8 protein-coding genes are annotated in these 12,550 nt (G+C 74.3%); 3 read left to right on the top strand and 5 right to left on the bottom strand.

The annotated features are described in order from the left end of the window. The first annotated feature begins 15 nt into the window (after positions 1-15). A complete protein-coding gene (locus ACFXGN_RS16895; RefSeq protein WP_384859288.1) occupies positions 16-672 on the top strand; it encodes a TetR/AcrR family transcriptional regulator in 657 nt (218 codons plus the stop codon). Between the two features lie 384 nt (positions 673-1,056). Here the strand turns inward: ACFXGN_RS16895 and ACFXGN_RS16890 are convergent, their stop codons facing one another. The 4 genes from ACFXGN_RS16890 to ACFXGN_RS16875 all read right to left on the bottom strand — a co-directional run bounded on the left by ACFXGN_RS16890 (position 1,057) and on the right by ACFXGN_RS16875 (position 8,992). After that, positions 1,057-1,830: a maleylpyruvate isomerase family mycothiol-dependent enzyme gene (locus ACFXGN_RS16890; RefSeq protein WP_384859786.1), complete on the bottom strand. Its 774-nt coding sequence runs from the start codon at positions 1,828-1,830 to the stop codon at positions 1,057-1,059. 162 nt (positions 1,831-1,992) lie between these two features. Next, on the bottom strand, positions 1,993-2,238 hold the full coding sequence (locus ACFXGN_RS16885) for a hypothetical protein (protein ID WP_384859285.1): 246 nt from the start codon (positions 2,236-2,238) through the stop codon (positions 1,993-1,995). A gap of 58 nt (positions 2,239-2,296) precedes the next feature. After that, the gene (locus tag ACFXGN_RS16880; protein ID WP_384859783.1) at positions 2,297-8,497 is read right to left on the bottom strand and encodes a DNRLRE domain-containing protein; all 6,201 of its coding nucleotides are present in this window, start codon (positions 8,495-8,497) and stop codon (positions 2,297-2,299) included. 291 nt (positions 8,498-8,788) lie between these two features. After that, positions 8,789-8,992 carry a hypothetical protein gene (locus ACFXGN_RS16875; protein WP_384859282.1) on the bottom strand — a complete coding sequence of 68 codons (204 nt, stop codon included), beginning with the start codon at positions 8,990-8,992 and terminating at the stop codon, positions 8,789-8,791. A 626-nt stretch (positions 8,993-9,618) separates the two neighbouring features. Here ACFXGN_RS16875 and ACFXGN_RS16870 point away from each other — a divergent pair. After that, on the top strand, positions 9,619-10,845 hold the full coding sequence (locus ACFXGN_RS16870) for an ROK family protein (RefSeq protein ID WP_384859279.1): 1,227 nt from the start codon (positions 9,619-9,621) through the stop codon (positions 10,843-10,845). Between the two features lie 227 nt (positions 10,846-11,072). Here the strand turns inward: ACFXGN_RS16870 and ACFXGN_RS16865 are convergent, their stop codons facing one another. After that, complete coding sequence (locus tag ACFXGN_RS16865; protein ID WP_384859277.1) at positions 11,073-11,543, bottom strand: SRPBCC family protein; 471 nt, start codon at positions 11,541-11,543, stop codon at positions 11,073-11,075. A gap of 98 nt (positions 11,544-11,641) precedes the next feature. On the opposite strand from ACFXGN_RS16865, the gene ACFXGN_RS16860 reads away from it, so the two are divergent. Then, positions 11,642-12,412 carry an SAM-dependent methyltransferase gene (locus tag ACFXGN_RS16860; RefSeq protein WP_384859274.1) on the top strand — a complete coding sequence of 257 codons (771 nt, stop codon included), beginning with the start codon at positions 11,642-11,644 and terminating at the stop codon, positions 12,410-12,412. The last annotated feature ends 138 nt before the right edge of the window (positions 12,413-12,550 follow it).

The raw sequence follows: 12,550 nt of genomic DNA, 5'->3' as shown, positions 1-12,550 counted from the left end.
TCTGAGAGGACCGTCATGGATCGATCCGCCCGTACCCGTGCCGTAGCGGAGGCCCGCGCCGACGACGGGCCGAAGGCTTCCGGTGACCCGGGTGCCGGACGGCCGACGGGCGCCGAGCGGCGCAGGGACGCGGCCGGCACCCGCCGCAGGCTCCTCGACGCGGCCCGTGACCTGTTCGCCGAGCACGGCTACGAAGGCGCCAAGGTGCGGGACATAGCCGAGCGGGCCGGGGTCAACCAGGCCCTGCTGTTCCGCTACTTCGGCTCCAAGCAGGGGCTGCTGACGGAGGTCGTCGCGCGGGGCGGCCTCGAACAGATCCGGGCCACGCCCCCCGAGGAGCTCTTCGAGACGGCCCTCCGCTCGATGCTGACGCGTGACGCGGGCGGCACCGAGGACCGTTCCCTGGAGGTCTACCTCCGCTCCCTCGGCAGGGGCGAGGAGACGGCCGGGGCGCTGCGCGAGCTGGGGGAGAAGTACCAGAGCGCCCTGGCGTCCCTGTCCGGCGCCGAGGACGCCGCGCTCCGCGCCGACCTGGCGATGGCCTGGCTGCTCGGCATCGGCATCCTGCGCACGGTCGTGGCCCGCGAGCCCCTCGCGAGCGCGGACCCCGAAGCGGTCTGCCGCCTCGTGCTCGGCACCCTCGACGGTCTCTGGGACGCCCCGGGGGCCTGAACGGGTCGCCGGGCCATCCCGGGCCGACCCCGGCCGGACCTGCCCGACCCCGGCCGACCCCGGCCGAGGGGGCCTGCCCGGCGTACGGCCCCGGGACCTGCCGGACCCCGCCCGGCCCACGGTGCCGGGCGCGGCACCTCGTGGTGTCGCCGGAACGGCCGGGCGCGAGGACGTACCCGGCCGCTCCCGCGCCCCGTCCCGCCCCGCACCGACGCCGTGGGCCTGCCCGGCGGGGTCAGGAGGAGGCGGCCCGACCGGGTGCGACGGCCCCCGGCAGGGCCTCCTCCTCCGTCCTCGGGCCGGTCTACGGGCCCGAGCGGGCCCGAGGGGCCCGGGACCGTCGGCGGCTCGTCGCCCCGGCGGCCCCACGCCCCCACCGGCCCGTCAGGACCAGGTGATGGCGGACCCCTCCCGCCAGAGCCGGGCCAGTTCCTCGTCGCCGGTCAGGGTGACCGCAGAGACCGGGAGCCGGTTCCAGAGGGTCAGGTACAGCCGGTCCACCGGACCGCTCAGCTCCGTGTCCGGTGCGGGAAGGACCGTTCCCGCACCGGTCGCCCGGTGTCCCCGGTCCGTGTGCGGCGGCTCCGCCGCCGACAGGTGCACGGTCCAGACGTCACCCGTGTCCGTCGTCCGCAGCCGCAGGATCCTCGGCTCGGGCGTCCGCAGTCTGCTGCCGCCGTCCCCGCCGTGGAAGGCCCGCAGCAGTTCGTCGACGCCGTCGGCGGCCAGGTCCGGGGCCACCGGACCGGGCCCGCCCGGGAGCGCCGACTCGGCGTCCGCGCGGTGCACGGCCGTCTCGTGGGCCTGGCGCCGCGCCCAGAAGGCGAGCGGTGAGGGAGCGGGCAGGAAGGTCCAGCAGTCCAGCGTCTCCGGGGCCCTCCGGAGGGCCGCCACCAGGGCCGCGTGCCCCTCCCGGTAGTACGTGAGCAGTTCGTCGCCGTCCAGTTCCGGTTCACCCGCGCCGGGGTGGTACGCGGTGCGCCGCTCGACCACGAGGTCCGTGGCCCAGCGGTGCACCATCGCCACGTGCCGGAGCAGATCACGGACCCGCCACTCCGGACAGGTCGGTACGTTCGCGTCCGGCCCGGCCTCGGCGGCGGCGTCCGCCAGGGCCCGGCCGGCCGTCTCCAGTGCCTCGATGTGCTCCGAGATCTTCATGTTTCCGCCGGTGTTCTCGTCCATGGGCGGGATTGTCGCAGTCGCCGGGTCGAAGAGGGGGAGGTCCGGCGGATCTGCCGTATCGACACCGATTGTTGTGCTATGGGAACGGCGGGTGGGTCCGGCACACGAAGTGCCGGGCCCACCCGCCGGGTTCCCGCGTCAGGAGGTCCGGCCCGGTCCGTCCGGTCCGTGCCGCCCGTCCTGTCCGTCCTGTCCGTTCCGGTCCCCGTCGTCGCGCCGTGAGGTCCGTTCGAAGAACCACGCCGTGGCGAACACCACGGCCGAGCAGGCGAAGGTGACCGTCGCCGAGGCCCTTCCCGACGTGGCCCAGAAGACGATCCCGGTCAGGAGACCGAGCACGCCCAGGAAGAAGAACGCCGTCGAGTTCCTACGCGATTCGTTCATGTGACTCCTCATCATCGTCCTCGGGGTCCGCCGTGTTCCGGCGTCACCACGACATTCCTCAGCGCCGCCACGACGACCACCACGAGGTCTTCTTGCGGTGGCTGGTGTGCACCGCGCGGTGACCGCCGCTCGACGGGTAACGCTTGACCGCCCAGCGGGTGACGGCCTTCTTCACCCCCCAGCGTCCGATGCTGCCCATGGCCCCGCCGAAGGGACCGATGCCGGTGGCACCCGCCACTCCCGCGCGGGCGATGGAACCGAAGGACGCCTTGCGGTTCCCGTACCACTTGGCTCCGGCTCCGGCCGCCGCCCCCGCCACGATCGCGCAGCCCGCCGAGGCGAGACCGGCGGTGAACAGGCCGCAGCCGACCCCCGCCGCCGTCGCCGCGATGCCCACGCGGTGCCGCTTGACCCAGCTCTTGGTCTTCTTCCAGCTCCACCACCTGCCGTCGAGGTCGTACTCGTTGACCGGGTCCCCGGGGTAGCCGTAGGCGTTGGCGCCGCCGCCGTACACCGGGTCGAGGGAGAGGAAGCGGCCGGTGGCCGGGCTGTAGAGGCGGACGCCCATCAGGGTCAGACCGGTGAGCGTCTCGGAGGAACGCTGCTTGGCGCCGAGCCAGTTGTAGCGGGTGGCCGCCTGACCCGCGCGCGGGTTGCCGTACTCGTCGCTGTCGAGCGCGACGGGGGCCCTGCCCGCGTCCAGCGGGAGCTGGAGCGCCACGTCACCGTGGACGGTGGTGAACTGCAGGACGGTGTCGCCGGTCTTCCCGGTGACGGCGGCGAGGTCCCCGCTCGCGGACTCGACGTTGCGGGTCAGCGCGCCGGTGGCGGTGTCCTCCACGATCCAGCGCGGGTTGTCGCCGTCGCCGTCGTAGTGGTTCCGCTTCGACCCGGTCGGGGTCCAGCTGGTGCCGCTGCCGCTCTCCGTCTTCCAGGAGCGGAAGCGGTGGGCCGCGTCGAGCTGCCAGGTCTGCCGCTGCCCGTTGGCGGTCTGCTGGTGCACCAGGTCGTTGGCGTAGTGGCCGAGCTGGCCGCCGGGCAGTGCCGTGGTGCGGCCGAAGGCGTCGTAGGCGTAGCCGCTGTCCACCAGCCGGTCGGCGCTGTCGTAGGCGTGGGTGGTGGTGCTCCCGCCGGTGGTGGCGCAGTCCAGGCCGGGCCCCGCCGCCGTGGTGGTGAGGGACTTGCGGTTGGTGCGCGCGTCGAACGCGTAGGCGCGGCGCGTGCAGACCGTGTCCACGGTGTCCTCGACCGTGACGAGACGTCCGGCCGCGTCGTAGCGGTAGACCTGGTCGGACCAGCCCGCGTGGCTGGTGACCTGGCCGTGCGCGGACTCGTTGACGGTGTCCGCGTAGACCACCGTGCCGTCGCCGTCCCGCGTGTAGGTGCGGTTCAGCGTGGCGCCCGTGGTGTCCTCGGTGACGCTGAGGGTGTAGCCGCCGGGCAGCTTCTCCGTGGCGACGGACCCGTCCGCGTCGTACGTGGTGTGGAAGGCGCCCGCCACGGAGTCCGTGGTCCGGGTGGCCAGACCGCGCGGCTCGGCCGTGGTGTCGTAGGTGAACGTGACGGTCGAGGGAACGCTGTCACCGACCTTGACCTGTCGGTCCAGCAGGTCGTACTCGGTGGTGGTGACACCGCCGTCGGCGTCCGTGTAGGACGTCTGGCGGCCCAGCCCGTCGAACGCCTTGGTGATCGTGCCGCCGGTCGGCGAGACCGTCCTGACCGCGCGTCCCGTGGCCGGGTCGTACTCGGTCGTCGCCGCCGGGACCGCCTGGCCGACGCCGCCGGTGACGGCGACCGTGGTGGGACGGCCCGCGTCGTCGTGGCCGGTGGTCGTGGTGCGGGTGACGCCGTTGGCGGTCTCGGTGACCTTCGCCGGGCCGCCCCACCAGCTGTACTCGGTGGTGGTCGTCGGCAGTTGCGACGGCTGGGAGCCACCGCCGGTGATCGCACCGGCCGGTCCGGTGGAGCAGACCAGGTCGGCCCACTCCGGGCGGCCCTGGCAGACGCCGGTGCCGGTCGCGGACCAGTAGGTGGTGACCCGGGTCGCGGCGTCGGTACCGGTCGCGCCGGGCGGCGACTCCTTGACGACCCGGCCCTGGTCGTCGTACTCGGTGCTCTCGGTGATCGCGAGGCCGCCCGGGTCCTTGACCGTCCTCGTGACCAGGCCCTTGGCCCAGTCGTACACCGTCCGCGTCACCCGGGCCTCGCCGAGGACGGTGGGGTGCTCGCGCACCTGCGCGCCCGTGGTCACCTGGGTGACCTGGTCCTTCACCTTGGCGGTGCCGTCGGTGGGACGCCCGGCGTCGTACTCGTTGACCGTCCACGAACGGGCCGTCACCGACGTCCCCGAGGACACCAGGGTGGTGGCCCCCGACTTCAGGTCGGCGGTGAGCTCGATCCGGCGCAGCGGGCCGGTCTTCTCCAGCTCACGGGTGCCCGTCCCGTCGAAGACGGACCGGGTGGCCAGCAGATCGGCGCGCTCGGCCGGGGTGAGCCGGCCGATGCCCAGCTCCGCCTGGGCGGCCCGGTCGGCGGCGCCGGTCCCGAGGGCGGTCTCGCGGTTGCCCGCGGTCAGTTCACGGACCGTGTTGCCGAAGCGGTCGTACTCGGTGGTGGAGATCCGGCCGCCCGGTGCGGCGCTGTTCACCGCACGCCCCGCCACACCCATGTAGGTGACGGTGGCGCGGGCGTAGGCCCCGGCCGTCAGGGAACCGCCCGCGTGCGTGGCGGGGACCGCGTCGGCGGGGAGGACGGCCGTCGCGTCGGTGGGGGCGTCCAGCTGCCCCCACGCCCGCACGTCCGCCGCGCCCATCTTGTACGGGGCGGTGGCGCCGGTCAGCGGCACGTCGTACACGACGGACGTGGCCGCGGTGCCCTGCTGGACGTCGGCGGTGCCCTGCTTCAGTCCGGCGCGGGACGTCTTCAGGAGCATTCCGTCACCGGCGGTGGCGGCGTTGCCCGCCTTGCCGTAGGTGAAGGTCCAGGGCAGTTCCCCGGTCGGGGTCAGACCTATGACCCGGCCCGCCGCGTCATAGGTGTACTCGGTCTTCAGCGCCGGGCCGATCTGCGGGTTCCACGCCTGACGAAGGCGCCCGGAGGCGTCGTAGGCGTACGTCTGCACCGGCTTGGCGGTGGCCGAGGCGGCGCCCGGCGCGGTGGACCACAGCCGGATCTCCTTCACCTGGCCGGTGAAGTCCCCGAAGGCGGTGCCGGTGCCGGTGGTGGCGGTGCCGTAGACGAACTCCAGCGCCCGGCAGCCCTTGGTGGACGGCGTCGCCGTGCACACGGCGGCCGAGGCGGCCGAGGTCGGGGCGATGATCCGCTTCGGGCGGGCCAGCTTCCTGCCGTCCACGGTCACCGTCTCGGAGACCACGGTCGTGGTGGTGTGGGCGAGGCCGTCGAGGAGCGTGGAGGAGACCTGCCACGTGGTGGCGGTCGCGTCCGGCTTGGTGAACGCGGTGACCGTGCCCTCGGTGTCGGACAGGGTGAAGGAACCGGTCACGGCGCCCACGAGGGTGAGGAACTCGGAACCGGTCTCGGCGATCCAGCCGGTCCTGGCGGCGTTCGCGGTGAAGTGCGTCTCCTCGCCCTCGGAGTCGACGACGGCGACGGCCGTGTCCGAGATCCGCCGGAGGTGCGAGTAGTCCGACTGCGTCGCCTCGGCGACCGTGCCGGAGACCCACTCCTTGCCGAAGACCGGCGCCTGGCCCTCCTGCTTGACGCCCTTGTCCGGGGTGCGGGAGGAAGCCGTGCGGGACACGGAGAGCCCGAAGGCGGAGGCGTCGCCCGAGGACAGTGTGTGGTCACCGGTGAGCAGGTTCACCGTGCCGGGACCGATCTCCTGGGTGGCCGCGCCGGAGGCATCGCGGTCGACGACGACGGAGAGCGGTCCGGTGCTGCCCGCCGAGGCGGCGGGGCCGGTGAAGTCGGCCTTGATCTGGACGGTGCCGTCGGGGTCGACGGTCTCCGTGGCGTTCCACACCAGCGGGCTGTTCCTGCCGCCCGTCATGGCCACCGGCCAGGCGGTCAGCGGGGCGCCGCCGGAGGTGACCTGACCGGCCGGGATCCGCTGCCAGGGGTCGGCCTCGGAGCGGCGCCAGGAGAAGGACACCTTGTCGTACGTGCCGCCGTCGGCCTCGGCCACCAGCGGCAGCCGGCGCGCGGTGCGTTCGCCGTCGGCGGGCTGGACGAAGCCGCCGGGACCGGCGTGGAAGGTGTACTCGACCGCCTCGGACTTGTTGTCGGCCCTGTCGACCTGCCGCACCCGGAGGGTGTGGGTGCCGTCCTTCGGCGGGGCGACCGCGACGGCCCTGGCGGCGGTGGAGCCGCCGGTGGGGACCTTGGTCCAGGTCACTCCGTCGAGGGACCACTCGACCCCGTCGTGGTCGGTGCCGCTGGGGGTGACGGTGAAGGTGCCCGTCTGCCCCGCGCCCTTGACCCACGCGCCCGGCGGGTAGTCCGTCGAGGTGACACCGGCGGGCGCGACGGGGGCGGTGGTGTCGACCGTGAAGGTCTTCCACGCCGACCAGCCCGTGTTGTAGTGGGTCCCGTCGTACGGGTTGGAGCGGAACTTGTAGGTCCTGCCGTTGGTGAGGACCCCGGCGGGGACGGTCACCGAGGCGACCTGGCCGGAGTTGACCCACGGGGAGACGAGGACGTTGCCGACCTGCTTGTCGGTGGCGCTGTCGAAGATCTGGAAGGTGCCGTTGACCTTGTCGCCGTTGGCGTCGACGAAGGTGTCCCGCAGGGTCGGCGTGACCGTGTTGACCACGTAGGCGCCGCCGTACGAGAAGTACGGCGGACCCGCCTCCTGCTTGGTGCCGGTGCGCGGCCGGTAGTTGTAGGTGACCGTCAGCTTCGGGACGTTCGCGGCGGCGTTGGCGGAGTTGACCCGCTTCCACTGCGCGGTGGCGTTCTCGTCGGTGGCGCGCAGGCCCAGATGGGACCGGGCGGCCTTGGCCGACGCCCATTCCTGGACCATCGCCGTCACGTCGGCGTTGATCCAGCCGTCCGGCTGGGCGGTGCAGGCGGCGTTGCCCCGGGTCTCGGTGGAGGTGGCCTTCTTCGCCGTCCACGCGGGCTGCGCGGTCCAGCGCGAGGAGGTCGTCGCCGCTCCGGTGGACCACACCTCCCAGGGCTGGTTCGGGCACGCCGAGCCGGTGTGGTTGGCGGAGTGGAAGTTCCACAGCGACAGCTTGGCGTCCAGCACCAGGGCGTCGGAGACGGGCGCGGTGTTCCAGGAGACGAAGGAACGCGCGGTGCGCGGGGTGCCGTCGGCGTTCTTCGTCCCCGGGTTGCCGAGATCCAGCTCCACGTCCGTGGACCAGTCGGTGCTCGTGCCCTGCTGGACGTACGTGTCGAAGACGTTCGACAGGGCGGACGTCGAGGGGTCGACGGTGACCGGGTACGTCGTCGCCGGGTCGGCGAGGAAGGCCGGGTCGGGGGTCATGACGAGGTCGACGCCGCCCTTGGCCCTGACCACCTTCATGCCGACCGGGACCTGCCGGGTGTGCTCACCGGAGACCGGGTCGACCGTGGCGTCCCACATCACGGGCGCGGGCATGACGGCCGTCTTCTTCGACTTCCTGTCGGTGAACAGCACACTGCCGTCGGCCTGCCGCTCGGCCTTCAGCCCCTTCGTCCGCAGCGGCAGGGTGTACGAGAACCCGGCCTCGGGACGCTGCTTGACCTCGACGAACTGCTCGAATCCGGACCGGGTGGCCTCCACGACCACGTCCGCGCCCGGCACCGCGTTCTCGTAGGTGGCGCGGGTGCCGTCCAGCTTCGGCGCGGGCAGTCCCCCGCGCCACTGGAGGGTGATCGCGTCCTCGCCGCTGCCCAGCGTCACCAGGTCCGTGGCGGGAGCCGCCTGCGAGGCGCGCAGGGACGAGGCCCTGGCCCCGGACCTCCCGGCGAGCCGCAGGCCCTGCGGGTGCGCCTTCGAGACGACCGACCCGTCCGGCGCGGTCGTCAGCTCGACGTCCACGTCACGCCAGCCGCCCGTGGCCGGGTCCTCGAAGCGGACCGGTCCGGCCGACAGCTCCGTCGTCAGCGAACCGTCCTCGTTCACCCAGGTCGTCGACGTCTCCGTACGCTCCGACAAGGCCTCGACCGGCTCGCCCGACAGCCGTGCCGCCACCCGGGCGGACAGGACGTCGGGGGCGGAGGTCACCGGGGCGGGTCCCTGGGACCCGGCCGCCGGGAGGGCGGCGGGCGCGGCGACGGCTGCCTCGGCGCCGTAGACCATCGAGACCGACATCAGCAGGGCCACGCCGGCGGCGGTGCCGCGCAATCCCTTCCTCCGCTCGGGTCCCGGCCGATGACGGGACCCTGACGAGGGTTCCGGTAGCTGGCTTCTCACGCTTCTCCCTGAGTAGGTGGTGGGTGGGGTGTGGGGGACCGGTGGGGGGATTGCCGGTCCCGGCGCCGTCCCACCGGCGGTGGAACGGCGGGGTCCATGGGGGCGGGCGGTGGAGCTCTCGCCGGACGGAGACATGCCGGGACCGCCTCCCGGCGCGTACGGCCGGAGGCGTGACGGGGTGCTCCGTTCCTACGGCTCGGTCACACCGGTCCCGAGGAGGTGGCGGACGGGCTCGCCGCGGTCGCGCGGTCCGCGCGGGGTGTCGTCGGGCAGGGCCGGAACGGGAACGGCGGTCCACGCTCCCGGCGCGGGCGCCGCGAAGACGCCGGAGAGGTTGGAGACGCCGAAGACGCCGAAGACGCCGGGGATGACGGAGCGACGTACGTCCGGCACGGAGCCCCGCTGACAGGGCGGGGGCGCGGAGTCCGGGTGGGATGACGACGGAGGGCGGTCCGGGCCGGACAGCGGTACGGAGCCCCGGTGGCACGGCTGCGGTACGGAGCCCCGGCGGTCCGACGGCGCGACGAGACCCCGATGGTCCGACGGCCTGACGAGACCCCGGCGGTCCGACGGCACCCCGGCTCCACGCTTCGGCGACGCCACGGCACCCGGGAGGGACGACGGCACGGAGCCGAGGCGGAACGACGGGGCGGAGACTCGGTGGGACGACGGCACGGAGACCCGGTGGAACGACGGCACGGAGACCCGGCGGGACAACGACACTGCGGACCTCCCCCTCGGCTTCCGCGCGGCCATCCGTCCGACGTGCCCGCCGCCCGTCGGCGGGTGTCGCGATGGTGATCAAGAAGGATTCTGAGTGATCACGGTCGTACGGTCCATACAGGCTGACACCCATATGTCGCCCCACCGTGATGACCCGGACGACCAGCGGACATCACTCACGGTGACCACGGGGTGCGGTCGGTCCGGCGACCCCGACCGCACCGTTCCGGCCGCCCGGCCCCGGCGCCCGGGGGCGCGGGACCGACAGACCGTCCGATCATGGGAGACTCACCCCCATGAGCGGCAAGGCGACGACGACCCGGACACGGCTGGACAGGGGACGGAACGCGCTCGGTCCCGCGCTGGAACTGGTGCACACCGGCAGGGCGCCGACCAGGGCCGTCCTCACCGCCGAACTGGGCGTCACCCGCGCCACCGCCGGTGCGGTCGCCGCCGAACTGGAAGCCCTCGGCCTCATCCGCGTCGACTCCAACCCGGGCGCCGCCGCGGGCTCCCAGGGACGGCCCTCGCACCGCCTCGCCGTGGAGGAGAAGGGCCCCGTCGCCCTCGCCGCCCAGGTCCACGCCGACGGCTTCCGCGCCGCCCTCGTCGGCCTCGGCGGCACCATCGTCGCCACCGCCCCGGGCTGCGTCACCGTCTCGGCCGACCCCGCCCAGGTCCTCGGCGCCGTCGTCGACGCGGGTGCCGCACTGCTCCACGAGTCCGGCCGCCGCTGCGTCGGCGCCGGACTCGCCGCCCCCTCCGCCGTGGCCGAACCCGAGGGCACCGCGCTCAACCCGCTGCACCTGGCCTGGCCCGCCGGGGCCCAGGTCCGGCAGATCTTCGCCGAGCGGGTACGGGCCGCGGGCATCGAAGGGCCCGCCTTCACCGGCAACGACGTCAACCTCGCCGCCCTCGCCGAGCACCGCCACGGCGCCGGACGCGGCGCCCGGGACCTGCTCTGCGTGGCCACCGGACACCGGGGCGTCGGCGGTGCGCTCGTCCTCGACGGACGCCTGCACACCGGCAGCGCGGGCCTCGCCCTGGAGGTCGGCCACCTCACCGTCAACCCGGAGGGCCGCCCCTGCCACTGCGGCAGCCGGGGCTGTCTGGACGTCGAGACCGACCCGCTCGCCTTCCTCACGGCCGCGGGCCGGGCCCCCGGACCCGAGGTGTCCTTGCTCCGGGAGTCCCGCGAGCTGCTGCGCGACAGCCCCGACGACCCGGGCGTACGGGTCGCCGTCGGGGAGCTGATCGACCGCCTCGGCCTGGGTCTCGCGGGCCTGGTGAACATCCTCAACCCCGACCGGATCATCCTCGGCGGGCTGCACGGCGAACTCCTGGCCGCCGACCCGGAGCGGCTCCGCGCGGTCGTCGCGGACCGCAGCCTCTGGGGCCGCAGCGGCGGGGTGCCGATCCTGCCCTGCACCCTGGACCACAACAGTCTCGTCGGCGCCGCCGAACTGGCCTGGCAGCCGGTCCTGGACGACCCCCTGGCCGCACTGGGCCGCGAGTCGGCCTGAAACGGCGCTCGCGCCTCCCGGCCCGGACGGCTGCCCTGCCCCTGCTTCCTGACCCTGACGGCTTCCTGGTCCTGACCGCCTCCCGGCCCGGACGGCCGCCCTGCCCTGTCCTGTCCTGTCTGAGTGACCCACGGTCCGGGAGGCTTCCGAGGCCCGGGAGGCTTCCGGGGTCCGGCCGATTCCCGGGACGACCGGATCTCCGGCCCCGCTCCCCCTCCGCCCGCTCCTCAGCCCTCGGGCCGTCCCTCGGTCAGCGCGGCCAGCCGGTCGAGCGCCATCCGGGTGCCCGTCTCGTTGTCGCCGGGGGACACGGCGTCGGGAATCCCCTCGTGGACCAGGACCACCTCGGTCCCGCCGTCCATCGGCACCAGCGTCGTCGTGAGGCTCATCGCCCCCTGGAACCGGGGGTCGTCGGTCTCGAACTCGATGACCTCGACGACCCGTTCGTCCGGAAGCAGCTCCGCGAAGCGCCCGTGGTACGTGTCGGTGCGCGCCCCGGACCTGCCCGTGCCGCCGCTCTCGTCCTCGTACGTCAGGGAGATCCGGAAGGTGCCGCCCTCGCGCGCGTCGAACGTGTGGACCTCGCAGGTCATCCCGTAGGGCACCCGCCAGCGCGCGACGGCCTCCGGGTCGAGGAGCGCCCGGTAGACGGCGGAGGGCGGCGCGGCGACACGGCGGGACACGCGCATGGTGTACACCCTTCCCAGGCTAGGACGAGCCCGCCGGGACCGCGCCCCCGGCGGCCGGGGCGAAATCCACTGGGAGGCGGGGGCCCCGGGACGTACCGTTCCGCCCCATGACCTCATACGACTCCGGGCTTCCCCCGCGTCTCGGCGGCCTCACCTTCCACGGCCCGCTCTCCGAGTCCCGTGCCACCCGCATCGCCGGGCGCCTCGCCGCCACCGGGCCCGCCGATGTGCTCGACATCGGCTGCGGCTGGGGCGAGTTACTCCTGCGGGTCCTCGAAGCCGCGCCCGGCGCCCGGGGGACCGGGATCGACATCGACGCCGAGGACCTGGCCAGGGGCCGGGCGCTCGCGGAGTCCCGGGGGCTCGCCGACCGGGTCGCGTTCGTGGAGGAGTCGGCGCGCGGCACCGGCCACGGTCCGGCCGACGCGGTCCTCTGCCTCGGCGCGAGCCAGGCGCTCTGCGACCCCGGTCAGCCGCACGACCCCGCCGTCGCCCTCCGCGCGCTGCGCTCGTTCGTCCGTCCGGGCGGCCGGGTCGTCCTCGGCGAGGGCTTCTGGGAACGCACCCCGACCGCCGCCGAACTGGCCGGAATGTGGCCCGGCGCGCACCTCGGCGACCACCTGGGCCTCGGTGCCCTGGTGGACCTGGCGGTCGAGGCGGGGTTCCGGCCCGCGTGGATCGAGACGGCGAGCGCGGAGGAGTGGGAGGAGTTCGAATCGGGCTACCGCTACGACACGGAGGTCTGGCTCGCCGCCCGTCCCGGCCATCCGCTCGCCGCCGAGACCCGGGAGCGGGTGGACCGCCAGCGCTCGGCCTGGCTCCACGGCTACCGGGGCGTCCTCGGCATCGCCTACCTGACGCTCATCGCGGTGGCCTGACGCCGGACGGCCCTGCCCGGGGCGCGCCACGGCGGCCCGGTGGGGCTCGTACGCCCGTACGCCCGTTCCACGGCCCGGCTCCCGCCGCCGTGGCCTCCGCCGATTCCCCGGCCGCACTCCCTCCGGCGCAGGCACCGG

Source organism: Streptomyces sp. NPDC059247 (genome assembly GCF_042754005.1).
Lineage (GTDB): Bacteria > Actinomycetota > Actinomycetes > Streptomycetales > Streptomycetaceae > Streptomyces.
The sequence above is the reverse complement of the archived record's forward strand: the minus strand, read 5'-3'. Positions and strand labels throughout refer to the sequence as shown.

Coding starts and splice junctions, on each gene's coding strand:
- ACFXGN_RS16870 (WP_384859279.1), top strand. CDS start 9,619: ATGAGCGGCAAGGCGACGACGACCCGGACACGGCTGGACAGGGGACGG.
- ACFXGN_RS16880 (WP_384859783.1), bottom strand. CDS start 8,497: ATGTCGGTCTCGATGGTCTACGGCGCCGAGGCAGCCGTCGCCGCGCCC.
- ACFXGN_RS16860 (WP_384859274.1), top strand. CDS start 11,642: ATGACCTCATACGACTCCGGGCTTCCCCCGCGTCTCGGCGGCCTCACC.
- ACFXGN_RS16890 (WP_384859786.1), bottom strand. CDS start 1,830: ATGAAGATCTCGGAGCACATCGAGGCACTGGAGACGGCCGGCCGGGCC.
- ACFXGN_RS16895 (WP_384859288.1), top strand. CDS start 16: ATGGATCGATCCGCCCGTACCCGTGCCGTAGCGGAGGCCCGCGCCGAC.
- ACFXGN_RS16885 (WP_384859285.1), bottom strand. CDS start 2,238: ATGAACGAATCGCGTAGGAACTCGACGGCGTTCTTCTTCCTGGGCGTG.